22 protein-coding genes are annotated in these 26,760 nt (G+C 50.6%); all 22 read right to left on the bottom strand.

Translation table 11 applies throughout. The annotated features are described in order from the left end of the window. Positions 1–6: 6 nt before the first annotated feature. The 22 genes from B5E77_RS07315 to sigK all read right to left on the bottom strand — a co-directional run bounded on the left by B5E77_RS07315 (position 7) and on the right by sigK (position 26,662). On the bottom strand, positions 7–903 hold the full coding sequence (locus B5E77_RS07315) for a DNA-methyltransferase (protein ID WP_087164704.1): 897 nt from the start codon (positions 901–903) through the stop codon (positions 7–9). 4 nt (positions 904–907) lie between these two features. Next, entirely contained in the window at positions 908–1,813 is a 906-nt protein-coding gene (locus B5E77_RS07310; protein ID WP_204248028.1) for a HindIII family type II restriction endonuclease, read from the bottom strand. 34 nt (positions 1,814–1,847) lie between these two features. Continuing rightward, positions 1,848–3,506 carry a nucleoside kinase gene (locus B5E77_RS07305; protein WP_087164703.1) on the bottom strand — a complete coding sequence of 553 codons (1,659 nt, stop codon included), beginning with the start codon at positions 3,504–3,506 and terminating at the stop codon, positions 1,848–1,850. Positions 3,507–3,592: 86 nt separating this feature from the next. Then, entirely contained in the window at positions 3,593–4,363 is a 771-nt protein-coding gene (locus tag B5E77_RS07300) for a Nif3-like dinuclear metal center hexameric protein (RefSeq protein WP_087164782.1), read from the bottom strand. 13 nt (positions 4,364–4,376) lie between these two features. Next, positions 4,377–5,108, bottom strand: coding sequence for a tRNA (adenine(22)-N(1))-methyltransferase (locus B5E77_RS07295; RefSeq protein WP_087164702.1), 732 nt, complete (start codon positions 5,106–5,108; stop codon positions 4,377–4,379). A 4-nt stretch (positions 5,109–5,112) separates the two neighbouring features. Beyond that, entirely contained in the window at positions 5,113–6,222 is a 1,110-nt protein-coding gene (gene rpoD, locus B5E77_RS07290) for an RNA polymerase sigma factor RpoD (protein ID WP_087164701.1), read from the bottom strand. Positions 6,223–6,260: 38 nt separating this feature from the next. Beyond that, on the bottom strand, positions 6,261–8,027 hold the full coding sequence (dnaG, locus tag B5E77_RS07285) for a DNA primase (protein ID WP_087164700.1): 1,767 nt from the start codon (positions 8,025–8,027) through the stop codon (positions 6,261–6,263). A gap of 15 nt (positions 8,028–8,042) precedes the next feature. Further along, positions 8,043–9,050: a deoxyguanosinetriphosphate triphosphohydrolase gene (locus tag B5E77_RS07280; protein WP_087164699.1), complete on the bottom strand. Its 1,008-nt coding sequence runs from the start codon at positions 9,048–9,050 to the stop codon at positions 8,043–8,045. Positions 9,051–9,177: 127 nt separating this feature from the next. Further along, the gene (locus B5E77_RS07275) at positions 9,178–9,750 is read right to left on the bottom strand and encodes a DUF5662 family protein (protein WP_087164698.1); all 573 of its coding nucleotides are present in this window, start codon (positions 9,748–9,750) and stop codon (positions 9,178–9,180) included. Then, on the bottom strand, positions 9,747–11,768 hold the full coding sequence (locus B5E77_RS07270) for an alpha-amylase family glycosyl hydrolase (RefSeq protein ID WP_087164697.1): 2,022 nt from the start codon (positions 11,766–11,768) through the stop codon (positions 9,747–9,749). Before B5E77_RS07270 ends, B5E77_RS07275 begins: the two co-directional genes overlap by 4 nt. Before the next feature lie 168 nt (positions 11,769–11,936). Further along, entirely contained in the window at positions 11,937–12,941 is a 1,005-nt protein-coding gene (locus B5E77_RS07265; RefSeq protein ID WP_162609667.1) for a DUF4349 domain-containing protein, read from the bottom strand. 58 nt (positions 12,942–12,999) lie between these two features. Continuing rightward, positions 13,000–13,962 (bottom strand): immunoglobulin-like domain-containing protein, encoded by a 963-nt coding sequence (locus B5E77_RS07260; RefSeq protein WP_087164695.1) that lies wholly within the window; start codon positions 13,960–13,962, stop codon positions 13,000–13,002. Further along, complete coding sequence (locus tag B5E77_RS07255; RefSeq protein ID WP_162609666.1) at positions 13,949–14,503, bottom strand: RNA polymerase sigma factor; 555 nt, start codon at positions 14,501–14,503, stop codon at positions 13,949–13,951. The genes B5E77_RS07260 and B5E77_RS07255 overlap by 14 nt, the downstream gene beginning before the upstream one ends. 115 nt (positions 14,504–14,618) lie before the next feature. Next, positions 14,619–15,167, bottom strand: a complete 549-nt coding sequence (locus tag B5E77_RS07250; protein ID WP_087164693.1) for a hypothetical protein — start codon at positions 15,165–15,167, stop codon at positions 14,619–14,621. 194 nt (positions 15,168–15,361) lie between these two features. Then, entirely contained in the window at positions 15,362–16,816 is a 1,455-nt protein-coding gene (gene guaB, locus B5E77_RS07245) for an IMP dehydrogenase (RefSeq protein WP_087164692.1), read from the bottom strand. Positions 16,817–17,317: 501 nt separating this feature from the next. Further along, on the bottom strand, positions 17,318–18,940 hold the full coding sequence (gene groL / locus B5E77_RS07240) for a chaperonin GroEL (protein WP_087164691.1): 1,623 nt from the start codon (positions 18,938–18,940) through the stop codon (positions 17,318–17,320). A gap of 32 nt (positions 18,941–18,972) precedes the next feature. Beyond that, positions 18,973–19,257: a co-chaperone GroES gene (locus tag B5E77_RS07235; RefSeq protein WP_087164690.1), complete on the bottom strand. Its 285-nt coding sequence runs from the start codon at positions 19,255–19,257 to the stop codon at positions 18,973–18,975. Between the two features lie 385 nt (positions 19,258–19,642). Beyond that, positions 19,643–20,416, bottom strand: a complete 774-nt coding sequence (codY, locus tag B5E77_RS07230; RefSeq protein ID WP_087164689.1) for a GTP-sensing pleiotropic transcriptional regulator CodY — start codon at positions 20,414–20,416, stop codon at positions 19,643–19,645. A gap of 200 nt (positions 20,417–20,616) precedes the next feature. Next, positions 20,617–22,686, bottom strand: coding sequence for a type I DNA topoisomerase (gene topA / locus B5E77_RS07225; protein WP_087164781.1), 2,070 nt, complete (start codon positions 22,684–22,686; stop codon positions 20,617–20,619). Between the two features lie 113 nt (positions 22,687–22,799). Further along, positions 22,800–23,918: a DNA-processing protein DprA gene (gene dprA / locus B5E77_RS07220; protein WP_087164688.1), complete on the bottom strand. Its 1,119-nt coding sequence runs from the start codon at positions 23,916–23,918 to the stop codon at positions 22,800–22,802. A 3-nt stretch (positions 23,919–23,921) separates the two neighbouring features. Continuing rightward, positions 23,922–25,463: a YifB family Mg chelatase-like AAA ATPase gene (locus B5E77_RS07215; RefSeq protein WP_242963659.1), complete on the bottom strand. Its 1,542-nt coding sequence runs from the start codon at positions 25,461–25,463 to the stop codon at positions 23,922–23,924. A gap of 581 nt (positions 25,464–26,044) precedes the next feature. After that, the gene (sigK, locus tag B5E77_RS07210) at positions 26,045–26,662 is read right to left on the bottom strand and encodes an RNA polymerase sporulation sigma factor SigK (protein WP_087164687.1); all 618 of its coding nucleotides are present in this window, start codon (positions 26,660–26,662) and stop codon (positions 26,045–26,047) included. Positions 26,663–26,760: the final 98 nt, after the last annotated feature.

Raw genomic sequence — 26,760 nt, 5'->3', positions numbered from 1 at the left:
ACCATATTAACTTTCTAATCGTTGTATGATGCTTTTATAATACTCCTGATTTATTTCAAATCCAATATATTCTCGATTAAGATTTTTGGCTGCCACAAGCGTCGTTCCACATCCGCAAAATGGATCCATTACAACCTGCCCCTCTATTGTTACCATCGAAATCAATATCTCCATTAACCTCACTGCTTTTTGAGTAGGATGTAATCCTCTGTCCGACTTTTGAGTCCGCACCTTCAAAATATTGGAGCATTTTTCTAATCCATCGTTTAATTCTGTCATTTCTTTAAGTTTCCATTCATTAAAAGCTCCCAAATTGAATTTCAGTATATTATCTGTCAAGGTACTCCCTTGTGGATATGGTTTCATAAACCATAAGACAGGTTCAAACAATGGTCGTAAATTTCCAATTTTCCATCCCTCCCATCTTTTACTGTTTTCTTCATCATTTCTCCTGTCAAAAACACAGCTGACCCTTTGCGCTCTATACGCTGCCGAATCTTTTTCCCATGCAAGCATATCTTTGAAAATAAATCCTTCATCCTCTAAAGCGCAGATACAACGATGTGCCAGCCTTCTTCCAGCAAACACAAAACAGCTTGCTCCCGGTTTTAGGACGCGGTACCAATCGCCAGACCATCTTTTACACCACTCATAATATTCCAACGGTATATTTTTATCTGCTTGCGACCATCCATTTAATGGTTTTCCCCTAGATTTAAATATATTTCCACTTTTCTCCTGAGCCGGGCTTTTCCCCAACAAACCACAATTAGTATTTTTATGTATTACATCCCATGCTTCATAATTGATTCCATATGGAATGTCAGATATTATAAGATGTACTGACTCATCTTCTACATTCTTTATTAATTCAATAGAATCTCCCAGTTCAACTCTATTCATAATATCACTCCTGTGTTTTTAGTTTGCTCAAATACCCCTTTATTGCACCTATCTTTTCATTCAGTTTTTTTGCCGCAATCAATTCTTCTATTGCTTTTTCTCTGCTGTACTCCTTTATTTTTTCAATTTCCTTTTCCCAAAATCCTATTTCGCAACGTCCTCTATATAAAATGAACGTCTTGTATTTTTCCAGATCCTGATGATATCTGGGCATGTCTATGCCTATTTTTTTCGCAATAAGCTCATCCATCTTAGGTAAAAAACACATCTGGGCATTCGCATACGCTAATTTCTTATCTCTTGCCATCATCTGAGAAGCATTCCACAACGATTCCAATGAAAAAATCTCCGTTTCTTTCACATTATATTTTAGTAGAAGAGAAAGATGCTCCCATGTTAACAGGCACACATTATGCTCCAATGCTTTAGAATATATCTGGCTCTTTGTCTGCGGATACTGAAAATAAGGAGCTACCAGAACTGCATACTCATTTTCCGATCCCCTCCAGTCACTCAAATTGCTTACTTTGAAATCTTTCTGATTTTTAGCTGTACGACTTAATCTAAAGCATTTTGCATCAGCAACCAGACTGTAATTATATCCCCGTATGCTTTCAGCTAAAATATCTGCACTATCTGCTCTCTCATCCAATGCACGCGCCGCCAGCCCCAGCTCTCTAAAACAGCGTGCCAGAATTATATCTGAAGCCTTTGAATACATTTTTTCTTCTGACGAATCATGCTCTATATTCTCTGGGATCATCCCTATATTTTTTGTGATTTCACATAAATCGTCATAGTTCACATTATCGACTAGTTCTCTTATTTTTTTAACAGCTTCTTTAAAATCACCCTTGGATATCGTATGAATTAACTGAACCATCTTCAAAAACATGTTGTTTTTCCCCATTTATTCATATCTTGATTATGAAAGTTTCCTAAATTTACAGCCGGAAGCAGCCGCCTCCGATGAATTCGCGCAGCAGCGAATTATCCGGAATCACCGTACTGTCCACACCCAGAAAATAATCCAGGAACTTCAGGAGCCGCTTGGCCTCCAGATACTCCGGCGCATCCCGGTCAATGCCAAACAAAATCGGTTCCGCATACTGCTTGAGCACTGACAGCTCATAGATCAGGGCGGAATTAAACATTACATCCGCATCTTCCTGATACGGGAAAATGTTCTCTTCCTCACCCCGGCGCACAGAAGGCCACATGGCAATCGTTTTTGCAGCACTGGCTCCCCTTGTGCGGGCGTCGCGCACCATGCGGCGGATCAATCGTCCGTCCGTGGTAGGAATCCGGTTGTGCTCATCTACATTCAACTGGGTCAGGGCGCTTATGTAGATTTTGAATTTGCTTTCTTTGGGTAAGCTGTGGGAAAGCGCGTCATTCAGGCAGTGAATTCCCTCGATAACCAGGATATCCTCTTCACCCAGCGTCAGGTAATCGCCATGATACTCTTTCTTTCCTGTCTTGAAATTAAAGTTCGGAATCTCTACAGTCTTTCCTGACAGGAGCTCGCACATCTGCCTGTTAAACAGTTCAATATCGATTGCGCCCAGGCACTCAAAATTGTACTCTCCGTTCTCGTCCCTCGGCGTCATTTCCCGTTCCACGAAATAATTGTCCACCGCAATGGGATGAGGCTTCAAGCCCGCCGCCGAGAGCTGGATAGAAAGCCGGTGGGAAAAGGTCGTCTTTCCGGAAGAGGACGGGCCAGCAATCATAATAAATTTCTTGCCGGGATCGTCTGCAATCCGGCTTGCGATCTCCGCAATTTTGCGCTCCTGCAAGGCTTCCTGCGTCATAATCAGGTGCTGCATGCCGCCTCTGGAAATGCAGTCGTTCAGCTCGCCCACCGTAGAGATGCCCAGCATGTCGCTCCACTGTGTCGCTTCCTTCAGCACCTGAAAAATCTTATGCTGCGGCTTAAACGGCGGCACCTTCTCCGGCTCCGCCATGGCAGGAAACTGCAGTACAAAGCCTTCATCATATAAGTAGAGATCAAAATATTTCAGATATCCCGTATGGGGCACCATGTAGCCATAATAGTAATCCTCAAAGTCTCCGATGCTGTAAAGATTCACGCGGGACGCGCGGCGGTAGCGGAACAGCCGTTCCTTGTCATACATTTTGTGCTCATGAAAAATCCGCAGAGCCTTATCTGTACTGACATTCGTCTTTTTAATTGGAAGCTTTTTCTCCACATATTCCCGCATCTTTGTCTTCACAGCTTCCAGAAATTTCTCATCCACCGTGACGCTTCCTTCTATCGTACAGTAATAGCCGCTGCTGATTGAATGCTGTACCTGGGCTCTGGTAACCGCATCATGTCCGGCCACCTTATAGACAGCCTTCATCAGAAGCATCGTGAGGCTTCTGCGGTAGGCCTGGCAGCCTGCCGAATCCGCCGTAGTATAAAAGGAAAGCTCAGCATCCGCAGCCAGCCGCTTCTCCAGCTCCCGAAGACGTCCGTTCACAGACACCAGTACGATGTCATGATCATACTCCTGCTGCACATCGGCCGCAATTGTCTCAAATAGGGTACCGGCCGGATATTCATAAACCTTCCCGTTGATCGTCGCCTTTACATTCATACTGTCATTCCTTTCTGCCTTGTATTGTACGCTGCCTGCTTTATTCTTCCCAGCTCCGTCCCGGTGCTTTACCGGACCGCGCTTCCTTACAGTACCTGAAAGGGCTGCTTTACAGGCGCCGTATATATTTTCAGAGACGGGAACTCCTTTTCAAGAAGCTTACGCATATCTTCTATATAAATATGCTCAATTCCGTAATGCCCTGCATCAATCACCGCCATTCCGCAGTCCGCCATATCGATTCCTGTATGGTGATCGATATCTCCGCTTATCAATACATCCACTCCGGCCTCAAACGCGGGACGGGCCATGCTCTTTCCGGATCCCGGTGAAACGGCGGCTGTCGTTACCATTTTATTCAGCTCTCCGAAAATTCTGACATTCGGTAGAGAAAAACATGTTTTTACATGCTGTGCGCATTCTTCCAGCGTCATAGCCCTCGGCAGACGGCCGGTGCGGCCAATTCCCTCTCCATTCAGAACCTCCTCCAGCACCTCTGTTTCTGTAAGCTCCAGCATACCGGCAGCCAAATCTGCCATGCCGAGCACATCGTAATTCGTATGCATGGCATAATAGGAAATGCCGCCGCGGATCAGGCGAATCAGGCGCTCACCCGTATAATCATCCTTAGTAACGGATTTCAGTCCGCCAAAAATCATCGGATGATGCGTGAGCAGAAGCTGGGCCCCTGCTGCAGCCGCGGCATCGATCACCTCGTCTGTAGCGTCCAGCGCAATATAGACTGTATCCGTCTCCTGCTCTCTGTCTCCGGCCAGCAGGCCCACGTTATCCCAGCTGCAGGCATATTCACGCGGAAATCTTTTCTCTATTCTTTCAATAATGTCCTGACATCTCATACTGCTCTGCCCTTTATCCTTTCTTTTTCTCCTTCGCCGGCAGCCTGTCCCCTTCATATTCCTGCAGTGTCTCCTTCAGCATATGAATTTCTTCCTCCAGCTCTGCGCTCCTTCTCTGAATTCTTGGATCCTCTGTCTCTCCAGGAAGTCCTTTTCGAATCCTTCCGGCATTTTCCAGGCGCTTTTCCAGAAATTCCGCCATGACTGACGGAGACCGCTGAACCGCTGCCCTTCCAAACAACAGCTCCCTCTCTGAGTACCTGCCAGCCTGTCCCCTGACAGCCCGGAACATAGGATAATACTTTCCTTCGTCCAGCACGATATCCTCGCAGACAATCTCCCATCCATTTTCAAAAAGCCAGCGGCGCACCTTCCAGATCTCCGACTGGGGCTGCAGCACCAGCTCCTGCACCGTCTTCAGGGCCTCCTGTCCGTCCGCCAGAATTCTTTCCATTAAATTTCCACCCATACCGGCGATAAGCACCGTGTCCGCTTCCCCAGGGTTCAGGGCCGACAGTCCGTCGGAAAGCCTTGTCTCTATGTATGTGTCAAGCTCCGCTTCCCGGATATGCTCCTTCGCACGCAGCAACGGGCCTTCATTGACATCCATGGCGATAGCGGAAGGGATCCTTCCCTGCCTGCAAAGACAAAGGGGAACATATCCATGATCTGTCCCCACATCTGTCAGGCGGCTGCCCTCCGTAACCATGCCGGCCAGGCGGTTCAGTCGTTTTGATATATTCATTTTCTCAGTCCAGATAATCCTTCAGCTTTCTGCTGCGGCTCGGGTGACGCAGCTTTCTGAGCGCCTTCGCCTCAATCTGGCGGATACGCTCACGGGTTACATTGAACTCCTTGCCCACCTCCTCCAGGGTACGGGCACGTCCGTCATCGAGGCCAAAACGCAGGCGGAGCACCTTCTGCTCTCTGTCTGTCAGCGTGCTTAAAACCTCCACCAGCTGCTCCTTCAAAAGGGTAAAGGCAGCCGCGTCAGAGGGCACCGGCACGTTGTCATCCTGAATGAAGTCACCCAGATGGCTGTCCTCTTCCTCGCCGATCGGCGTCTCCAGAGATACCGGCTCCTGGGAAATCTTCAGAATCTCCCGCACACGCTCCACCGGAAGCTTCATTTCCTCTGCAATCTCCTCCGGGGTAGGCTCACGCCCCAGCTCCTGCAAAAGCTGCCTGGATACACGGATCAGCTTGTTGATCGTCTCTACCATATGAACCGGAATACGGATCGTACGCGCCTGATCCGCGATGGCTCTCGTGATCGCCTGCCGGATCCACCAGGTCGCATAGGTACTGAACTTGTAGCCCTTCCGGTAATCAAATTTCTCCACAGCCTTGATGAGGCCTAAATTTCCCTCCTGGATCAGATCGAGAAACAGCATGCCGCGGCCCACATAACGCTTTGCGATACTGACCACCAGACGCAGGTTTGCTTCCGCCAGACGCTTTTTCGCATCCTCGTCTCCCTGCTCCATTCTTTTCGCCAGCTCAATCTCCTCATCGGCGCTCAAAAGCGGCACCTTTCCGATCTCCTTTAAGTACATGCGGACCGGGTCCTCAATGCTTACTCCGTCAGGTACGGAAAGATCGATTTGCTCAACATCTACGTCATCCTCATCAGACAGGAGCAGATCGTCGTCTGGCTCATCCCCGTCTCCGGTGATCCGAAGCACGTCAATATTGTTAGCCTCCAGATAATCCAGGATTTTCTCCATCCGATCCGGGTCCAGCTCCATATCTCCGAAGAAATCACTGATCTCCTGATACTCCAGGATATTCTTTTTCTTTTTCGCCATCACCAGGAGCGCTTTCAGTTTTTCTTCAAACTTTGCTACGTTCTCGTCCATGTTGTTCCATCCTTCCATAACTTGTTAGTATTTTATCCTTAATCCAATGAAATATGCAGTTTCTCCAGCTCACGCCTGTCCATCACAAGCCGCTGAAGCCCTTCCATATCAGAAGGGGCAAGCTCCCGGGCTCTTTTGTTCAGAGCCTCCTGCTTCACCTTATATACAGTTTCCTGAAGAGCCTTTTCTATCTCTTCCCTTGTTTCCACTTCTTTGAGCACCGCGTTAAAGACTGCGGCGGCCTCTCTCTGCTCCTCTGCGTTTTCAAACCGGTTTAAAATCCCTGCAGGATTCAGCTGCCCCTTTTCCTGCTGTTCCCAGAGAAGCTCCGCTATTTCCCGGTAAAGGGGAACTGTAAAATCCCCGGGGGTGATATAGCGGCGGATTGCCCGGAAATAATCCGGATCTGAGATCGCCCAGGTAAGCAATAGCTTCTGGGATGCGGCTGTGCCCTCCTCCCTTGGCTTCTTCTGTCCGGAGAGCTCCCTGGGCTTCGGCTTTGGCGCCGTCCCGCCCATCACCATTCCCAGCTGGTTCACCCTTCGCCGCAGCGTTTCATAGGCTACGCCGTATTTTTCCGCTACGGCCTCTATGTAATTGTTCCTCTCCAGCTCGTCAGAAAAAGAAAGAAGCTTTTTGGCTGTCTCATCAAAAAATGCTGTCTTTGCAGCCGGATCCCTCAGGTTGTAGCCGCGCTCCAGCACCTCCACCTCAAAGAGGAAGCTGCTCTGAGCCTGATCGATCCTCTCCTGAAAGGCCTCCGTCCCCAGAGCCTTGATAAATTCATCCGGATCCTTATACGGCTTCATATTGATAACCCGGACGGAAAGCCCCGCCTCCCGGAGAATCGGAATCGCCCGGAGAGCCGCCTTCGTTCCAGCCTCATCGCTGTCATAGGTCACCAGGACCTCATTTGTATAGCGCTTCATCAGCAGGGACTGCTGCACGGTCAGCGCAGTTCCCAGGGATGCTACCGCCTGGTTAAAGCCCGCCTGATGCATGGAAATCACATCCATATAGCCTTCGCAGATGATAAGATTTGGTTTTCTTGAACTCCTGGCAAAGTTCAGCCCATAGAGATTGCGGCTCTTGTCAAAGATCCTTGTCTCCGGTGAATTCAGGTATTTTGGCTTCGCGTCTCCCATGACACGTCCTCCGAAGCCGATGACCCGGTTATTTACATCCATAATCGGGAACATGACCCGGTTCCAGAATTTATCATAAAAGCCGCTTTTCTCATCCATGCTGAACAGTCCGGATTCCTTCAGGAGCGCATCTGAGTATCCCTCATGCTTCAGATACTGGTACATCTCCCGGCTCTGCTGACCGGAATATCCCAGTCCGAACCGCTTGATTGTCTCATCGCTTAAGGCACGCCCCTTCAGGTACTCGTAGGCTGCCCGCCCCTTCTTCTGCCGGAGCTCATAATAGTAGTACCTGGCTGCCTTTTTCTGTATTTCCAGAAGCCGGCTCTTTAGGTCCGCCTGCCTTCTGGCTTCTTCTGAATATTCCACCTCCGGCAGCTCCACGCCGCAGCGGTCTGCCAGTGTCTTGACCGCTTCCGGAAAGGTGTAATTCTCATATTCCATCAAAAAAGTAAACACATTGCCGCCCGCACCGCATCCAAAGCAGTAATACATCTGCTTGCCAGGCGACACCGAAAAGGACGGGGACTTCTCATTGTGGAACGGACAGAGGCCAAAATAGCTGGAGCCTCTTCTCTGAAGCCGTACATAGCCCGAAATCACATCCACAATATCATTCCTGGACCGTACCTCCTCAATCAAATCCTCTGAATAATACATGTCTTAACCGTCACCTTATGCATTCCATGCCTTTGGCACAAAATATTCTTCAAATTTATAGATCGCATACTGATCCGTCATGCCCGATATGTAATCACAGACCACGATCTCCTTCGGATCCGTCTCCTTTTCCAGCATCTCCCGGTATTCCTCCGACATATCCTCCGGGTGGTCCATATAATGGGAAAACAGCCCCTCCAGCATATTCTGGGCCTTTTTTTCCTCGCCCTTGGCCTTCGGATTTGTATACACGCTGTCAAACATAAAGCTTCGGAGCTCCTGCATGGCTCTCTCCACCTCTTCCGACATCCGGATATCCGGCTTGTCCAGACTGTGTGCGATAATATCGTGCACCATGGTATTCAGCCGCTCTTTTGTGGAAAAGCCCAGAACCTCCCGGTATTTCCGCGGGATGTCCTCCTCCTCCAGAATCTCTCCGCGGATCGCGTCGTCAATGTCATGGTTGATGTAGGCTATCTTATCAGAGAGACGCACAATCCTGCCCTCCAGCGTAGAGGGGTGGCCGCTGGTTCTGTGATTCAGGATTCCATCCCGCACCTCCACGGTCAGATTCAGCCCCTTCCCGCCCTTTTCCAGCTTCTCCACGACCCGCACACTCTGGCGGTAATGGGCAAAGCCCTGGCTGCAGAGCTTGTTCAGCGCCCGCTCACCGGCATGTCCAAAGGGCGTATGACCCAAATCATGGCCCAGGGCAATGGCCTCGGTCAAATCCTCGTTCAGCCTCAGCGCCTTTGCAATAGTCCTGGCATTCTGTGAAACCTCCAGCGTATGGGTAAGCCGTGTCCGGTAGTGATCGCCTCTGGGCGTCAGAAATACCTGCGTCTTATGCTTCAGCCGCCGGAAGGATTTGCAGTGCAGAATCCGGTCCCTGTCCCTCTGATAGACAGGCCGGATATCGCAGGGCGCCTCATAGACGTCCCTTCCCCTGGAATCCCTGCTTAAAGCCGCATAAGGACTTAAGTATTCGCTTTCCCATTGTTCCGTACGTTCCCGAATTGTCATGGCTCCTCCTCTTTTTCTCCCCGCCTGCCGCATTTTTGCGGCGCGGGTACGGACAGTAACCCTGAAGCAGCAATCCTCCCTCTATTATATTTATTCTGCGTTTATCTCCGGATTCCTCTTTTTCTTTTCACTTTTCCACATTTTTCTTCCGCGGCAGCTTCGGATATTCCTTTTTCCCTACAATCTCCTTCCTGATAAAAGAAAACAGCGCTTCCTCTCCCTCTTCATCCAGCAGATGAAGAAGGTATTCCAGCAGTTCCCGGGTCTCGTCATGAATCATGTAGGAATCCTTTCCCTTTTCATAATATTCCAGGGGCTGATGCTGGGTATATTTTTCACCCTCGTAAATCTTCGACGCCGCGATCCGGTCCATCATCATCTCCGCTACATAGCGGTTGGGCATCTTCATGCCCGCCATTCCCTTTACCGGTCCCAGGCTGTAATCAATCCAGTATTCGTAATGATGCCTGTTCCTTCCCTTATGATGGAGCCAGGCAGAAGAATAGCCCTTTGCCTCCCGCTCCGCATTGTTCGGGCTCCGGTAGCCCTGATAATACCTGCATCCGGGAATAAACTCCGCCGGCGAATATTTGGACAAATCATGCGTCAGCCCCTGCCAGTAGAGCCCAATCCGGAAGCAATGCTTCATCACCAGAATTTTGTGGTGTGTAATTGTACAGAAATGTTTCCAAGCCTTCATGATGTTTCAATCCTGTTCTGTTCCGTCTTTTCTGTTTTTTCCGTTTTTCCCGGCTTTCCGGAGCTTCCAGACCTTTTCTGTCTTGCCGCTGTCCCGGCTTTTTTCTTCCCTTCCGGCTTGTTTTCTATCCTGCCCCTTCCAGTCAGAACAAGAATCGTCCGCTCCGGCACAACGATCATCCTCTGATCAGAAAGCAGAGGCTCCTTCCCCTCCTCGTAAATGCCTGCCGTCCCTTCGACTCCGGTATCGACAGCGATTTTCCATTTGCCGTTCCCCGGAAGATGGGGGAGTGCAAATTCATGCGGAATCCAATGCATATTGTATGCCACATAAAAGAAGCTGTCTGTTTCCTTTCCTCCGGAATTGGCTTCTATATAATCTCCTCCATAGAAAATGCCCACGCTCCGGCTGTAGTTTTCAAAATCACCAAGCCACGCCCTCTTCCCGTGGTAAGAAAGATCCGGATGGCCGCAGGACAGGTAATCTGTCATACGCAGCTCCTGCTTTTGGTGAAAAACAGGATGCTTCTTCCGGAATGCAATCAGCTTTTTCACATATTCTGTCAGAAAACCAAAGGTCTTTCCCGTCTTCCAGTTTACCCAGGACAGCTCGTTGTCCTGACAATAGACATTGTTATTGCCGGACTGGGAATTTCCCATTTCATCTCCGCCATAAATCAGAGGCGTACCCTGACTCAAAAGCAGCAGTACAAAAGCATTTCGAAGCTGCCGAGCCCGAAGCGACAGCGTCCGCTTTTTCCGGCTTGCTCCTTCTTCGCCGCAGTTCCAGCTGTAATTAAAATCCGTACCGTCGTGATTTTCTTCTCCGTTTGCTTCATTGTGCTTTTCGTCATAGGATACCGCATCCATCAGCGTGAAACCGTTATGGTTCGCCATATAATTGATCACGGCATATTCTGCGGGATTCCTTCTGGCCCGCCAGGTAAACGGAACCAGCTGGCCCTCGTCCCCCTTCAGGAAACGCCGGACGTCCAGCATAAATCCATCGTTGTACTCCGCCAGGTTCCGGAAATTCGGGATGCGGCGTTCCTCATAGATTTCATCCAGACGAAAGCTCTCTGTCATAATTTTCGTGTGGCTCAAAAGCGGATCCTGTGCCAGGGCCTCCACCGGAGCCTGATCCCTGTTTACATGGATCCCATCAATATGATATTCCAGAACCCAGTGGCGGACACAGTCCAGGGCAAGGGCTGTCCGCGTCCCTCTCGGAAAATGGAACTCCAGCACCAGCTCAATTCCATTCTCATGCAGCTTCCTGACCAGATCCTTAAACTCCCGCACCGGATCTCCGGAGGCAGAATAGGAGGCTTTTGGCGCAAAATAATAAGCATCCGCATAGCCCCAGTAGTTCAAAAGCTCTGTCTGCCCGTTCCCGGGCCGGCGCAGAGGCGGACGCTTTTCATCCCACGGCTCCACCTCGGCAAATTCATATACCGGCATCAGCTCCAGCTGATTGATCCCAAGCTCCTTCAGATAGGGAATCTTTTCTGCAATTCCCGCAAAGGTACCCTTTGCCTTTACTCCGGAAGAGGCATGCTTTGTAAAGCCTCTCACATGTGTGGCGTAGACGACTACCTCTGACCAGGGAATCTGAAGAGGCGCGTCGCCCTGCCAGTCATAAGCGTCAAACACCGCTCTTCCCCGAAGCGCCCCTTCGCCCTTCGGAGCTCTTCCCCAGCTTTCCCGTCCGCAAATCATAAGCGCATATGGATCCGTCACAACCTGTCCATCAACCAGATAATTATATTCGTATTCCTCAACCGGAAGCTTTTCAATCATCACAGAACGCAAATCTCCATACCGCGAAGAGCTCCCCATGGGAATCGAAGCCGCTGCCTCTTTTTCTCCCCGTTTATATAACAAAAGGCTGCACCGTTTTCGATCAGGCACTGCAATCGTAAAGCAAATATCATCTCCCAGCTTCTGCACTCCTAGTCCATGATAAGTCCCATCCTTGACGCTGTACTGAAAACCTTCATCCAGTCTTTTCATTCTCATGCCTGCCTTTCCGCTCTGTTCAGCCGTAAAATGTCACTATTCCCCTATTATGAATATAGTGCTATTATAGCAGACATTCTCTTTCATTGGCAAGAAGCCGCTGCAAAAAATCCGGAGATATCTGTATCAAACAGATATCTCCGTTCAAGCCTTCCTTATTTTGCTGTCTCAGCTTTTCAGCTCCGGTTTGTCATCTGCTTTTTCTTCCGCCTTTCCTTCCAAGGCCTCTTTCTTCTTTCTCCGGAAGAAAGGCTTTTTCCAAATCAGCTTTTGCAGCAGGCGCACCACAATCCATACTACCGCACAGATTAGAACCAGATACGGCAGGGAGCTGATGAACCATACGCCAAAATTCCGCAGGCCCTGTCCTATCTCATAGAAATTGTCCGAAAGACGCATGCGAATCTCACCAAAAAAGCCCGGATCCTCTTCAATCACCGTCTCACGGTCCACCTCGTCTATGCTCACTGTCACAGTGCTGTAATCCACCTGGTTGTCATAGGTGCGGAGCCTCGATTCATAGGACTGCAGCTCATACCGGATTTCTGACAGCCGGCTCTCTATCGTGATGATATCCTCCATGCTCTCCGCCTGCTCCATCAGCTCCAGAAGGCGGCTCTCTTCTGTCTCCAGCGCCGCAATATGGCTCTCTACGTCCACGTACTGAAGCGTCACGTCCTGCACGGACTCGTTCTTACTTGTAACATTTCCAAGGCCGCTGACTACAGTGATAAATTCGTCCAGTCTGCCGGCAGGAATCCGCAGCGTCATCCAGGCATACCGGTAGCCGTTCGTATTATAATAGCTGAGTCCCGAAATCTCTGAGGATTCCACATATCCGCCGCATTCTGCCGTCTTTGCCTGAATATTTTCCAGCAGCGTGTCAAATTCCCTGGTCTCCATGGTAAGCGATACGGTCTTGATCAGCTTCTGTTCCGAAGACTCCACGCCATCGATTCCTGTTGAAGCTGTGATCTGCCCGCCGTCCGCAGCCAATTCCGTCGATTCTGCCACTTCTTCCTCTGTCCAGCCCTCCTCCGGCGCTGCCGTATCATATGCCGCACCGTTACCGGACGACTGGCTCACCGCAGATGTCGAATCTCCCGCCCCGCCGCAGCCGGCTGCCAGCAAAACCGCCATGACTGCTGCCAAAATCCCATATCTCCTTTTCATTGCCATCCCTCCCTTGGCGCCAAAGATCCCGCGTACCTTAAGCGCCCTCTTATGGAGCTTACTGCTCCGGTTCGTCCAGGGTGCTTTCCAGAACCTCCTCCAGTCCTTCTTCCAGTGTTTCAAACCAGAATTCTGAGCCAAACGGCATGCCGTCCACATAGGTCACAACACGGTATTTCTCAGCCTCATAATCGAGCGCATAGTCTGCAAGCTGTATTTCTTCATCCTGAGCCATACCAGCCTCCAGCTCAATCTGGCCGTCCTTCTGCCCTTCTTCCTGTTCTCCGGCGCTCTGTCCTGTCTTTGGAACCACGTACCATGCTCCTTCCAGATATACCTGAAGCTCCATCTCCGTACTGTATGAGACTGTATTTTCGCTCAGATTTCCGATTGTGACCTTTACCGTCTCCGCATCCCGGTCAAGCACGGGACTGGAAACCAGCGTCTTGATCTCTTCTGTTCCTGCCGGAAGCTTCTGCTCCTCTGCCAGAAAAACTGTCCCGCCCATAAATTCTGCTTCTTCCGCAGCGGCCCCCGCATCCTCTTCTCCGCTTCCCGCTTCCTGCTCCACAGAGCTGCCGCCCGAGGCTGTCTCCTCCTCCGGCATTGCCATATCCGCCGCCTGCTCTGTCGATTCAGCCACCTCTGCGCTGCTGCTGTCCGCGCCGGCCCCCGGTAATCCATGCTCTGATATCAGGTAACCGCCCACACAGGCTCCTCCCACCACCAGCATCAGCAGGATACAGGCCGCGATCTTATTGAAGCCAAAGACAAACTCTCTTCTGGTCATCTCACGCTTTTTCAGCTTTCCGTTTGTCCGGCAGAGCTCCTCCATGGCCGCCGTAAACCTGTCGGAAAAGGTATGCATGCGGGCGATCTCTCTCTCCGGAGGAATGAAGCTCAGCTGTTCTTCCATGCAGGCGCCGAAAGCTTCCGTCAGAAGTTCCTCCTGCAAGGACTCCTTTCGGATATTCTCTTCTCTTCCGTCCTTGCCTCTGGTGTCCCTTTTATCTCCCTGCACGGCCTGCCACCTCCTTTTCCAGCATTTGCTGCAGACGCTTTCTTGCGCGGAAATAACGCACATTTACCAGCTTGGGCGAGATATCCAGAAGCTCTGCGATCTCTCTGTCTGAAAGCTGATGAACGTACTTGTATTCAAAGATCACCCGGTACGCCTCATCCAGATCCAGAATACAGGAAATCAGATGATTGTAATTTTCCTTTGTAATATACGCGCTCAGGATATCCTGGCCCGGATCTGCAGGCTCGCAGTCCAGCTCGTCCATGTAAAGCTCCCCATGCTGCTTTCGCAGAATGTCCACCGCCTTGCTCTTCACAATCGTCATCAGGAACTTCCTGGTTCTTGGGCTCTCCACATCCTCTATCTTATCCAGATGCCTGGTCAGCGCAAGAAACGCATCCTGAACTGCATCTTCAGCCAGATGTGCGTCTCCAAGAAGCTGATTCGCCACATACCAGCAGAAATGCTGATACTGCTGATAAATCTCTGTAAATTTGTCCTTTTCTTCCTGCGTATCCAGCATGGATAAGTATAACAGCATGATAGGGGCCCCTCCCTGTCCGTTTATCGTTACATATATCATAACGTATCAGATTTGCATTTTACTACACAAATTTCTTAATTTTTTATGAATGAACACTCTGGCAGATTCGTTCTTACATATTAAGTACCACCGGCTCCCCCTCACTTCCCTTCCAGAAGGTAAAATGGCCGCTCTCCTGCATATCCGGATTATCTAAAATATGTTCCGTAACAGAATCCAGCTCCTCCGCCTCAATCTCCTGGCTTCCAGCAGGGCTGTAGGCCCTTCCCGCACCGTAAAAGCTGTAAATATCCAGCATGCGTTCCTCCATGCTTACCTTTGCCTGTATCACACTGATTCTTCCTCCCTCTGCCCTTTCATCAACATACCTGTAAAAAACAAACTCGGCTTCCCTGTAATGCACAGTCTCATCCTCAAGCATATATCTTCCTTCCAGCTGCACCAAAATGTGATCCTTTACATAAGGCCTGCACTTTTCAAAAATCTCTGTATAAAGCTCTGAAAAATTCTGAGAAGCATTCTCAAGCGGGATATCCTCTTCCACAGTTCCCCTGCTATAGCTTTCATACTGGAGCGATTTGATACAAAAAACAAAAACCGCAATCCCCACACCCAGAGCAGTGATTCCCAGAGCGATAGAAACCCGTCTTAAGTATTTCACAGCTCTCCTCCTCTTATCTCTTTTCTTCCTGTCAGTCCGGCAATTCAAGCCTTCCTTTATTTTTCGTTACTGCCTTGCAAATCAGCGGCAGCTGATGACATTCGCTTTTACAGCCAGAGCCCCGGGAAATAAGGGGCCGCCCTGAACTCCAGGACGGCCTCGGAAATCTCTCTAACGCTCTCTAACGTTATCTTTTATTCTTCTACTGTATAGTTCGGCGCTTCCTTTGTAATATGGATATCATGAGGATGGCTTTCCTTAAGGGAAGCGGCAGTGATCTTGATAAATCTGCCCTTCTCCTTCAGCTCCTCAATGGTAGGCGCTCCGCACAGCCCCATACCGGAACGAAGACCGCCCAGCAGCTGGAATACCGTGTCCTCTACGCTTCCCTTGTAAGCCACACGGCCCTCCACGCCTTCCGGAACCAGCTTCTTGGCTCCCTCCTGGAAGTAACGGTCCTTGCTTCCGTTTTCCATCGCCGCGATAGAACCCATACCACGGTAAACCTTGTATTTTCTGCCCTGGAAGAGCTCGTACTCTCCCGGCGCCTCGTCGCAGCCCGCAAACAGGCTTCCCATCATGCAGACATTCGCACCGGCAGCAATCGCCTTTGTAATGTCACCGGAATACTTGATTCCTCCGTCTGCGATAATCGGGATACCATACTCCTTTGCCACTGCATAGCTGTCCATAATCGCGGATACCTGCGGCACTCCAAAGCCGGTGACCACGCGGGTCGTGCAGATAGAGCCAGGTCCGATGCCTACCTTGACCGCATCCGCCCCGGCCTCAATCAGCGCTCTCGTTCCTTCTCCGGTCGCTACGTTTCCGGCAATCAGAGGAAGATCCGGATATGCGTCCTTGATCATTTTCAGAGCACGGATTACGTTTGCAGAATGTCCGTGAGAGGAATCCAGAACAATAACATCTACCTGTGCCTTCACAAGAGCATCCACCCGCTCCAGCACGTTGCTTGTAATACCTACGCCGGCTCCGCAGAGAAGGCGTCCTTTGGCATCCTTGGCGGAATTCGGATATTTAATCTGCTTTTCGATATCTTTAATGGTAATCAGGCCCTTCAGATTGAAGTCATCATCTACGATCGGCAGCTTTTCTTTTCTTGCCTTCGCCAGAATCTTTTTGGCCTCGTCCAGTGTGATTCCCTCCTTCGCCGTAATCAGTCCTTCAGAGGTCATGGACTCCTTGATCTTCTTTGAAAAATCTGTCTCAAACTTCAGGTCGCGGTTTGTAATGATCCCTACCAGCTTCCGGCCTTCCGTGATCGGCACACCGGAAATACGAAACTTCGCCATGAGCTCATTGGCATCTGCCAGTGTATGCTCCGGAGATAAATAAAATGGGTCTGTAATAACTCCGTTTTCCGAACGTTTTACCTTGTCAACCTCGTCAGCCTGTGCTTCCACAGACATATTTTTGTGAATGATTCCGATACCTCCCTGTCTGGCCATCGCAATCGCCATGCGGTGCTCTGTCACCGTATCCATGCTGGCGCTCATCATCGGAATGTTCAGTTTGATAGTCTTTGTCAGCATCGTAGACAGGTCTACCTGGTTCGGAACTACCTCCGAATAAGCCGGTACCAGAAGAACGTCGTCAAACGTAATGCTCTCACCAATAATCTTACCCATTTCATTCTCTCCTCTCTCGTCAAATACAAAATCATCTTGTTATTAATAACCTATCTTAACGAAAAGAGGGGAGCTTGTCAATACGAATCTGGCGGATTTCGGAAGAAAAAAGAGGGCTTCACGACTGCTCTTTTTCTTTGTTTTTTGACCACGTACACCTGTCTTGCGGAGGCGTGCGCGGATTGGTTTCCTTCTATGCTTACACTCCGGAATCCCATCTGCGGCTCCGCCGCATCTGCCGTCTTCCCCTGGCAGACTTCCTGATTCTGTCGTTAAGCCCTCGTCCAAAAGTAAATAAGTCCCGGCAGGAAAATCACCTGCCGGGTTTTGCTTCCTTTTGTTCCTCTATAAACTCCAGAGCCCCAGACGCTAACGCGTCTGACGCCTGCTTCACAGGCGGGCGCTCCGCGCCTGGCTCTGTCGTTAAGCCCTCGTCCAAAAGCAAATAAGTCCCGGCAGGAAAATCACCTGCCGGGACTTGCTTCCTTTTGTTCCTCGGGCTTACATCATTCCGCCCATTCCGCCGCCTGCGGGTGCTGCAGCAACCGGCTCTTTGATGTTGGCTACGCAGCTCTCGGTGGTCAGGAAAGTAGAAGCTACGCTGGTAGCGTTCTGCAGAGCGCTTCTGGTAACCTTTGCCGGGTCCAGAATGCCTTCCTTCACCATGTCTACATACTCCTCGCGCAGAGCGTCAAAGCCGATGCCCGGCTCGCTCTCTTTTACCTTGTTGATGATAACGGAGCCTTCCAGTCCTGCGTTTGCAGCGATGTGATACAGCGGAGCCTCCAGAGCCTTCAGGATAACCTTTACGCCTGTCTTCTCGTCGCCGTCTGTGGTATCAAGCAGCTTCGCAACTTCCTTGGTTGCATGGATATAAGCAGATCCGCCGCCTGCGATGATGCCTTCCTCTACAGCTGCTCTTGTAGCTGCCAGAGCATCCTCCATACGAAGCTTTGCTTCCTTCATCTCGGTCTCGGTAGCAGCGCCTACGCGGATAACTGCCACGCCGCCAGCCAGCTTTGCAAGTCTCTCCTGCAGCTTTTCGCGGTCGAAATCAGAAGTGGTTTCCTCGATCTGAGCGCGGATCTGAGCGATTCTCTTGTCAATCTCTTCCTTGGAGCCTGCGCCCTCTGCGATAATTGTGTTTTCCTTCTGAACCTTCACGGATTTTGCGGTTCCCAGCATATCCAGGGTAGCATCCTTAAGCTCAAGGCCCAGCTCCTCGGAAATCACCTGTCCGCCTGTCAGGATAGCGATGTCACGCAGCATCTCTTTTCTTCTGTCGCCATAGCCCGGAGCCTTTACACCTACTACTACGAAGGTTCCGCGCAGCTTGTTCATTACCAGAGTCGTCAGAGCCTCGCCCTCGATGTCCTCTGCGATAATCAGAAGCTTTCTGCCGCACTGTACGATCTGCTCCAGCAGAGGCAGAATCTCCTGAGTATTGGAAATCTTCTTATCTGTAATCAGGATATACGGATTATCCAGATTTGCTTCCATCTTCTCCATGTCGGTAGCCATGTAAGCGGAAATATATCCACGGTCGAACTGCATACCTTCTACCAGGTCCAGCTCGGTCTTCATGGTCTTGGACTCCTCAATGGTGATAACGCCGTCGTTGGAAACCTTCTCCATAGCGTCTGCTACCATGTTTCCTACTTCCTCGTCTCCGGAAGATACGGCTGCAACTCTTGCGATCTGATGCTTTCCGCTTACCTTGCTGCTCATCTTGGCAATCGCCTCAACAGCTGCGTCGGTAGCTTTCTTCATTCCCTTTCTCAGAACGATCGGGTTTGCTCCTGCTGCCAGGTTCTTCATTCCCTCATGGATCATAGCCTGAGCAAGAACGGTAGCGGTGGTCGTACCGTCTCCGGCTACATCGTTTGTCTTGGTCGCTACTTCCTTTACAAGCTGAGCGCCCATGTTCTCAAAAGCATCCTCAAGCTCGATCTCTTTTGCAATGGTCACACCGTCGTTTGTGATAAGGGGTGCGCCGTACTGCTTGTCAAGAACTACGTTTCTTCCTTTGGGTCCAAGCGTTACTCTTACAGTATCAGCCAGCTTGTCAACGCCAGCCTCCAATGCGGTTCTCGCATCTACGCCATACTTAATTTCCTTTGCCATTTTAAGATTCCTCCAGTCTTATTCTCTCTTTATTACTCTACAATCGCAAGGATATCGTTCTGCTTTACAATGATGTATTCCTCATCGCCCATCTTTACTTCATTTCCGGCATATTTGGAATAGATCACCTTGTCACCCGGCTTTACATGCATGGTAACCTCTTTTCCGTCTACCATTCCGCCAGGTCCTACCGCAATTACTTCTGCCTGCTGCGGCTTCTCCTGAGCCTTGCTTGCCAGGATGATGCCGGACGCTGTGGTCTCCTCTGCCTCAAACTGCTTCAGTACAACTCTGTCACCTAATGGTACTAATTTCATTTCTATTCCTCCTTGGATCAGTTTCGTTCCTTTTATTATTAGCACTCACTTACATCGAGTGCTAACCTACGAGTATTATATTAATGCCGTTTATTTTATTTGTCAACAGATTTTTCAGAATTTATTCTTTTTTTATATTTTTTATTTCTGGTTTGCACAATATCTACATTTCTGTATTCCGCATCTGTTCGGTCCAAACAGCCTTCCACTCTTGAAAACGACAAAGATGCCTTGTATCATCATAATTGTAAGCGGACCTCTGCAGAAAACGGACATCCCTCTGACGAGAGATGCCCGTTTATACATTTCTGCTTATCAATTGTCTCAGCTGTTCATTCAGCTCTGCGCTTTTCCTGAACTGAGATTTAAATTTCTCCGGCGCTTTCTACGCCTTTTTCAGCTTTGCCAGCTCATCGAACACCACATCATTCACTACCTTGATGTAGGTTCCCTTCATGCCAGAAGATCTGGATTCAATCACGCCTGCGCTCTCAAATTTTCGAAGCGCATTTACAATCACAGACCGGGTAATTCCCACGCTGTCCGCAATCCGGCTCGCCACAAGAACACCTTCTGTGCCTTTCAGCTCATCAAAGATATGGGTGATGGCCTCCAGTTCGGAGAAGGACAGCGTACTGATGGCAGATTTTACAATCTGCACCTTGCGCTTTTCTTCCTCATTCTCCTCATTGACAGAACGCATCATTTCCAGGCCTACCACCGTAGTGCCATATTCGCTCAGGATGATATCGTCGATATCGTACTGCTCCTTGTACTTGTACAGGAAAAGCGTTCCCAGCCTTTCCCCGGCAATATCAATAGGCGTAATAATTGCCTGATAATCGCTGACATTTTCCGAGACAAAGCCCAGAGTCTGCAGATTTACATTCTCCTTGGTGGAAAGAATACTAAGAAGACGCTCATTCAGAGCCCCGTCAATATGCTCGCCCACACTGTGTGTAATCAGCTCCTGTATCTCTTCGACACCCTCGCAGCGGCTGGCACCCAGAACCTTTCCTTTCTTGCTAATCACCAGAATGTTTGAATTTAAAATTTCCGTCAATACCTCACAGATGTCGTTAAATACTACCTTGCTGGAGCTGTTGTTATGCAGCAGCTTATTGATTTTTCTTGTCTTGTCTAATAATTGTACACTCACTGTATTCCCTCCGTTGTACCCTCTTAGATTCTCTCCCCTTTTCCCTTTTCCATATAAAGGTTTGATTATAGTAAAACTTTAACACATACTTTCAAATTTTACAATGGCTTTTTTCAAAAAATTCTGAAAATTTTACGGCAAATTCTGCAATAATCCTGCAGCGCGGCTGCCTGGATTCCCAGGTCCAGACGGCCGCAGGCTTATGCCTCCTTCTTCGCAGTCACATGGCCGCAGGTCTCATTGGCGCATACCAGCTTATTTCCCTTCTCGACCATATAGCTTCCGCAGACCGGACATTTTTCCTTTGAGGGCTTCTGCCAGGACATAAAATCACATTCCGGATTATTCTCGCATCCATAATACTTCCGGCCCTTCTTCGTCCTCCGCAGAACCACATCCTTTCCGCATTTGGGACAGGATACGCCGATCTTTTCCAGATAAGGCTTTGTATTCCGGCACTCCGGGAAGCCCGGACAGGCCAGGAACCGTCCGTGAGGTCCATACTTGATGACCATGTGGCGGCCGCACTGCTCACAGACCACATCTGTGACCTCGTCCTCGACCTTAACCTCCTGAAGCTCCTTTTCCGCCGCTTCTACAGCCGCTTCCAGATCCGGGTAAAAATTCTCTACTACCGTCTTCCAGTCTACGGTTCCTTCCTCCACCCGGTCCAGAAGCCCCTCCATGTTCGCCGTGAAATCTGTCTCCACGATGCTCGGGAAGGCCTGCTTCATCATGTGGTTGACTACCTCTCCCAGCTCCGTCAGATACAGATTTTTATTTTCCTTGACTACGTAACGGCGGGCGATAATCGTCGTAATCGTAGGCGCGTAGGTGCTGGGACGTCCGATTCCCAATTCCTCCAGAGTCTTTACGAGGGCTGCCTCCGTATAATGGGCAGGCGGCTGAGTAAAGTGCTGCTTACTTTCAAATTCCTTCAGCGTGAGCGCCGTCTCCGTGCTGAGCCCCTTTAAAATACGGCTGTCCCCTTCCTTTTCATCCTCCTGGACATAGACAGAAAGAAAGCCGTCAAAGGAAACCCGGGACGCCGACATGGTAAAGCGGTACTCTCCTCCGTCTATTTTTACGGACGAGGTTTCATAAACCGCATCTGCCATCTGACTTGCAGCAAAGCGCTTCCATATCAGCTGATAAAGGCGGAACTGCTCCCTTGTCAGAGAATCCTTCAGCGCAGCCGGAGTCCGTGCCAGATCTGTCGGACGGATCGCTTCGTGAGCGTCCTGAATCTTCTTCCCGGATGCCCTGGAGCCCTGTCCTTTCGAAACATAATTTTCTCCATACACAGAACTGATATAGGATTTTGCCGCCTTCTCGGCCTCTTCTGACACACGGGTGGAATCAGTACGCAGATACGTGATCACACCGACTGTGCCATTTCCCTTGATATCAATTCCCTCATACAGCTGCTGAGCTACGCTCATCGTCTTCTGAGTAGAAAAGTTCAGCGCCTTGGACGCCTCCTGCTGCAGGGTACTTGTCGTGAACGGAAGGGGCGCCTTTTTGACTCTCTCGCCCTTCTTCACCTCGCTGATCTGGTAAGAGACACCCTCCAGGCCAGCCAGAACCTTATCCACCTCTTCTTTGGATTTCAGCGCCATCTTTTTGGATTTGGTCCCATAAAAATGCGCCTGTAGCGGTTTCTTCCCGCCTTCTGCCAGAAAATCCGCATCCAGGGTCCAGTACTCCTCCGGAACGAAGGCATTGATCTCTTCCTCGCGATCCGCGATCAGTCTCAGCGCCACAGACTGCACCCGGCCTGCGCTTAAGCCCCGCTTCACCTTTGCCCACAAAATCGGGCTGATCCGGTATCCCACCATACGGTCCAGCATCCGGCGCGCCTGCTGGGCATTTACCAGATTCATGTCAATCTCCCTGGCATGCTTCAGGGACTCCTTTACCGCGTTTTTGGTAATCTCGTTAAAGGTGATCCGGTATACCTTTTTCCCGTCCAGGTTCAGCGCCTGGGACAGATGCCAGGAGATCGCTTCTCCCTCCCGGTCAGGGTCGGTAGCCAGATAAATCTTGTCTGCTTTTTTCGCTTCCTTGCGAAGCTTTGCCAGAATCTCTCCCTTGCCGCGGATAGTGATATATTTGGGCTCATAGCCGTGCTCTGCGTCAAAGCCAAGCTGGCTTTTGGGCAGATCACGCACATGTCCCTGGGAAGCCAGTACCTCGTAGTTCGGTCCAAGGAATTTCTTAATGGTTTTCACCTTTGCCGGAGACTCTACGATAACCAGATTTTTTGCCATATATCCTTCCTCTTTCTCTGATATTTCAAAACAGTCCAGACTGTCTGAACTGTCTGGCATTTCCTGCGGCCTGAGCGCCTTTCCCTTTTTATCCGTCTGCGCGGCCGGCCAGCTTAAGTCTGTCCCTGCGGCCGCACTGCTGCATAATAATTCTTGGAAACCTCCCTGGCGTACCCCTTCAGCTGCAGTTTTGCCAAAACACTTAAGGCCTCCTCCGGTGAAAGCTCTGTCTTCTGACAAATTTCCCCCAGATTCTGGGCCTGTAAACGTAGACAACTATACACCAAATTTTCAGACCTTTCAAGAGTAATTTTATTCTTTTGCATATTTTTCATGTTAAATCCGGGTAAAATCATCAAATCTTCCAGCAGCCTTTCCGGAGATACCGCAAGCCCGGCGCCCTGCCTGATCAGGTTATGGCAGCCAGCACTTAAGGGCTCTCCCAGAGGGCCCGGAACTGCATAGACCTCTCTTCCCTGCTCCAGGGCATAGTCTGCTGTAATCAGTGTTCCGCTCTTCTCTTTTGCTTCTATTATAAGGACAGCGTCCGCAAGACCGCTTAAGATACGGTTGCGGAGGGGGAACAGATAGGTGAAGGGCCGGATTCCGGGAGGGCTTTCTGAAAGCAGTCCGCCCTTTTTCTCCAGCTCCATATAAATATCCCTGTTTTCTTCCGGATAACAGCGGTCCACGCCGCCGGCCAAAATTCCAAAGGTCCTCCCTCCGGCAGCCAGGGCTCCCCTGTGGCTTATCCCATCGATTCCCCGGGCCATGCCGCTTATGATCTGCACATTCCGGGCAGCAAGCTCCTCCGCAAACCAAAGGCAGACATTTCTTCCATATGCACTGCAGCTTCTGGCTCCGACTACCGCTACAGAAGGAAGCGCATCTGAAGGAAGAAGCCCCCGGTAAAACAGACCGCAGGGCGCGTCACCAATCCTCTTTAAGCGCGCCGGATAATCCGGATGGCAGATACTCACAAACTGAATATCCAGACGGGCCAGCCGCTCTGTCTCCCTGCTAAAATCCCATTTTTTTCTGCCGGCACAGAGGGCTGAAAGCCTTCCCTGGTTTCCCGGGAATGATTTCAGGAGCTCCTCCTCCTTTACCTTGAATATTGTTTCAGGTGTCCCAAATCTGTCCAGCAGACGCCGCTCCAGCCCCGGATCGGAAAACAGCTGTGCGCAGAACCAGTGCCAGTACTGCTCCATCGCAGCTTCCCTTTTCACCACTGCCTACACCTCCCTCAGCCATTCACTGCGCTCATAGGGCCGGTATCCCAGCGCCTCCAGAATATGCCCCTCCCGCACCCGCTCCTCCTGCTCCAGATCCGCAATGGTCCTGGCCACACGCAGAAGCCTGTGATAGGCCCGCGCGCTTAAGGAAAAGCGGTCAAAAGCTTCCTTAAGAAGCTGCTTTTCCCTCTGCCCCAGACAGCAGAACCGCTCTGTATCCCGGACGCTCATGCGGGAATTGAAACGGGCCGGAGCCTCCCGGAAACGCTCCTTCTGGATCCGGTGCGCCTCTTCCACCCGCCTCCTGATCGACGCAGAGCTCTCATTTTCTCCCTCTCCCTGCAGCTCCCCATAGGAAAGCCTTGGCGCCTGCATACAGATGTCAATCCGGTCAAGAAGAGGCTGGCTCAGTCTCCCAAGATACCGGGCCGTCTCTCTTGGCGCGCAGGTGCACCGGCTTCTGTCCGGATAATACCCGCAGGCGCATGGATTCATGGCTGCCACCAGCATAAAATCTGCCGGAAATACATAGGTGCCCGCCGTTCTGGAAATACAGACCCTGTGCTCTTCCAGAGGCTGCCTTAATATCTCCAGTGCAGAGCGCCGGAATTCCGGCAGCTCGTCCAAAAACAAAATTCCTCCCGAGCTCAGAGAAATCTCTCCCGGAATCGGAAGCCGTCCGCCTCCCGCCAGGGCCTCCGCCGTCGTCGTATGATGAGGAGCCCGAAAGGGCCTCTTCGTGATGAGAGCCTCGCCCGGCGGCAGGAGCCCTGCCACACTGTAAATCTTTGTGATTTTCAGGCTCTCCTCCAGCTTCAAAGGCGGAAGAATCCCCGGAATTCTCCTGGCAATCATCGTCTTCCCAGAACCAGGCGGCCCGATCATCAAAAAATTGTGCATCCCCGCAGCGGCTACCTCCGCCGCCCTCCGTACCATTTTCTGTCCATGGATCTGTGAAAAATCCTCTGCTTCATTCCCTTCGCTCCGGCCCAGCAGGCTGTCCGGGCTGACAGACGTCCGCACTCCCTTTTCCGGATGGCGCAGAAGCTCTATCAGCTCTGTAAGATCTGAAACTCCTACCACCTCTACCTCCTGTATCAGCGCTCCTTCCCGGGCATTGACAGAAGGAACGATACACCGCTTCACCCCTGCCGCCCTGGCCGCCTCCGCAAGTGCGAGCACGCCGGGAATTCCCAGCACCTGGCCGCTCAGGCTCAGTTCTCCTGCGATCATCAGGCCGCCAAGGCTTTCCGCCGGAATCTTCTGCATAGACGCCAGCACCGCGGCAGCCACTGCCAAATCAAAGCGGGAACCCGCCTTTCGAACACTGGCAGGGGCCAGGTTCACCGTAATCCTCCTGGCCGGCAACGGACATCCTGCATTCCTGAGCGCCGTACGTACCCGATCGCCTGCCTCCTTCACCTCGGACGCCAGATAGCCCACCATCAGAAACTGCGGCAGCCCCTCGCTCACATCCGCCTCCACCCGGACCGGATAGGCGTCTACCCCGCCAATTCCGGCCGACAGCACCTTACTGAACAATATAAATCCTTCCCTTCCATCCCTCCTATATATTTCTTCTCTTTTGTATTTTTTCTCTTCCGGCCCCGTGTCCGTACAGAGATTACTCATTCTAATTTCCTTCTGGGAAAGCTCCCGGCGAACGCCGGATGAAATACCCGCACCGCCATACGCGGTGCGGGATAAGCTTATCTTACTCTATTTCGTTTCAAAAGTCACGCAAAATTCCAGGTTTTAACAATTTTCAGCAATTTGCACAGTACGCTGCCTTTCTCTGCACAAAATAACCTGTGTCAGACGGCTCTCTTCGGGTTTTCTGATTTCCTGATGTCCGGCTTCTCTCTTCACAAAAGGCCTCCAATAACCTGCCGCGGGCTTTCCTTTATCCTAGTGTCCGGCCATATTTCGCAAAAAGAGCCTGTGTCAGACGGCTCTCTTCGGGTTTTCTGATTTCCTGATGTCCGGCTTCTCGCGGACTGATGTATGATTCAGGCGGACTGCTTTTTAGTCCGTCCGGAAGCATACGTCAGTCCGTGAGACGTCCGAACATCGGATACAGAAAATCCCGAAGCTCACGCTCTGATACAGCCTCTTTTGAAATTTTAAAAGTACTCCCGCAGCTTCATCAGCGCATTTTTCTCGATCCTGCTGATATAGGAGCGTGAAATTCCAAGTTCCTCCGCAATCTCCCGCTGCGTATATTCTCTTCCATTATAAAGCCCGTACCGCATGATCAGAACCTTCTGCTCCCGCGGGGTCAGGACCTCTCCCAGCAGCTCATACAGCCTTTTACTGTCCGCCTTCAGGCTTATCTGAGAAAAGGCGTCGCGCTCGCTGCTTTCCATGATGTCCAGCAGATGGATTTCATTTCCTTCCTTGTCTGTTCCGATAGGCTCGTAATAGGACGTCTCCCGTGCAGTCTTTTTCTTCGCCCGGAAATACATCAGAAGCTCATTCTCCACACAGCGGGCCGCATACGTCGCCAGACGGGGCCCCTTTTCACTGTTGAACGTCGTGATGGCTTTGATGAGTCCTATGGTTCCTATGGAAATCAAATCCTCCATCTCCTCCTCGGAGCCCTGGTATTTTTTCACGATGTAGGCCACGAGCCGGAGATTATGCTCCACCAGGATATCGCGTGCGTGAGCGTCGCCCTCTTTCAGCCTCTCCAGATAATACTGCTCCTCTTTCGCCGGTAATGGTTGCGGAAAAGTCTTCAAAAAGGCACCTCTTTGGTGGATTTATATTATCTTATGATAACTCCGCCAAAGAAGTGCCTTTCCTAAATTTCTATTCTTCCGGAAGCAAAATCATACAT

Origin of the sequence: Lachnoclostridium sp. An131 (genome assembly GCF_002160825.1) — a bacterium.
Lineage (GTDB): Bacteria > Bacillota > Clostridia > Lachnospirales > Lachnospiraceae > Laedolimicola.
Note: the sequence above shows the minus strand (reverse complement) of the source record. Positions and strands in the feature narration are given on the sequence as shown.

Excerpts from the sequence above, each read along its gene's own strand:
- B5E77_RS07315 (WP_087164704.1), bottom strand. The coding sequence starts at position 903 with ATGAATAGAGTTGAACTGGGAGATTCTATTGAATTAATAAAGAATGTA.
- B5E77_RS07310 (WP_204248028.1), bottom strand. The coding sequence starts at position 1,813 with ATGGGGAAAAACAACATGTTTTTGAAGATGGTTCAGTTAATTCATACG.
- B5E77_RS07305 (WP_087164703.1), bottom strand. The coding sequence starts at position 3,506 with ATGAATGTAAAGGCGACGATCAACGGGAAGGTTTATGAATATCCGGCC.
- B5E77_RS07300 (WP_087164782.1), bottom strand. The coding sequence starts at position 4,363 with ATGAGATGTCAGGACATTATTGAAAGAATAGAGAAAAGATTTCCGCGT.
- B5E77_RS07295 (WP_087164702.1), bottom strand. The coding sequence starts at position 5,108 with ATGAATATATCAAAACGACTGAACCGCCTGGCCGGCATGGTTACGGAG.
- rpoD (WP_087164701.1), bottom strand. The coding sequence starts at position 6,222 with ATGGACGAGAACGTAGCAAAGTTTGAAGAAAAACTGAAAGCGCTCCTG.
- dnaG (WP_087164700.1), bottom strand. The coding sequence starts at position 8,027 with ATGTATTATTCAGAGGATTTGATTGAGGAGGTACGGTCCAGGAATGAT.
- B5E77_RS07280 (WP_087164699.1), bottom strand. The coding sequence starts at position 9,050 with ATGACAATTCGGGAACGTACGGAACAATGGGAAAGCGAATACTTAAGT.
- B5E77_RS07275 (WP_087164698.1), bottom strand. The coding sequence starts at position 9,750 with ATGAAGGCTTGGAAACATTTCTGTACAATTACACACCACAAAATTCTG.
- B5E77_RS07270 (WP_087164697.1), bottom strand. The coding sequence starts at position 11,768 with ATGAGAATGAAAAGACTGGATGAAGGTTTTCAGTACAGCGTCAAGGAT.
- B5E77_RS07265 (WP_162609667.1), bottom strand. The coding sequence starts at position 12,941 with ATGAAAAGGAGATATGGGATTTTGGCAGCAGTCATGGCGGTTTTGCTG.
- B5E77_RS07255 (WP_162609666.1), bottom strand. The coding sequence starts at position 14,503 with ATGCTGTTATACTTATCCATGCTGGATACGCAGGAAGAAAAGGACAAA.
- guaB (WP_087164692.1), bottom strand. The coding sequence starts at position 16,816 with ATGGGTAAGATTATTGGTGAGAGCATTACGTTTGACGACGTTCTTCTG.
- groL (WP_087164691.1), bottom strand. The coding sequence starts at position 18,940 with ATGGCAAAGGAAATTAAGTATGGCGTAGATGCGAGAACCGCATTGGAG.
- B5E77_RS07235 (WP_087164690.1), bottom strand. The coding sequence starts at position 19,257 with ATGAAATTAGTACCATTAGGTGACAGAGTTGTACTGAAGCAGTTTGAG.
- topA (WP_087164781.1), bottom strand. The coding sequence starts at position 22,686 with ATGGCAAAAAATCTGGTTATCGTAGAGTCTCCGGCAAAGGTGAAAACC.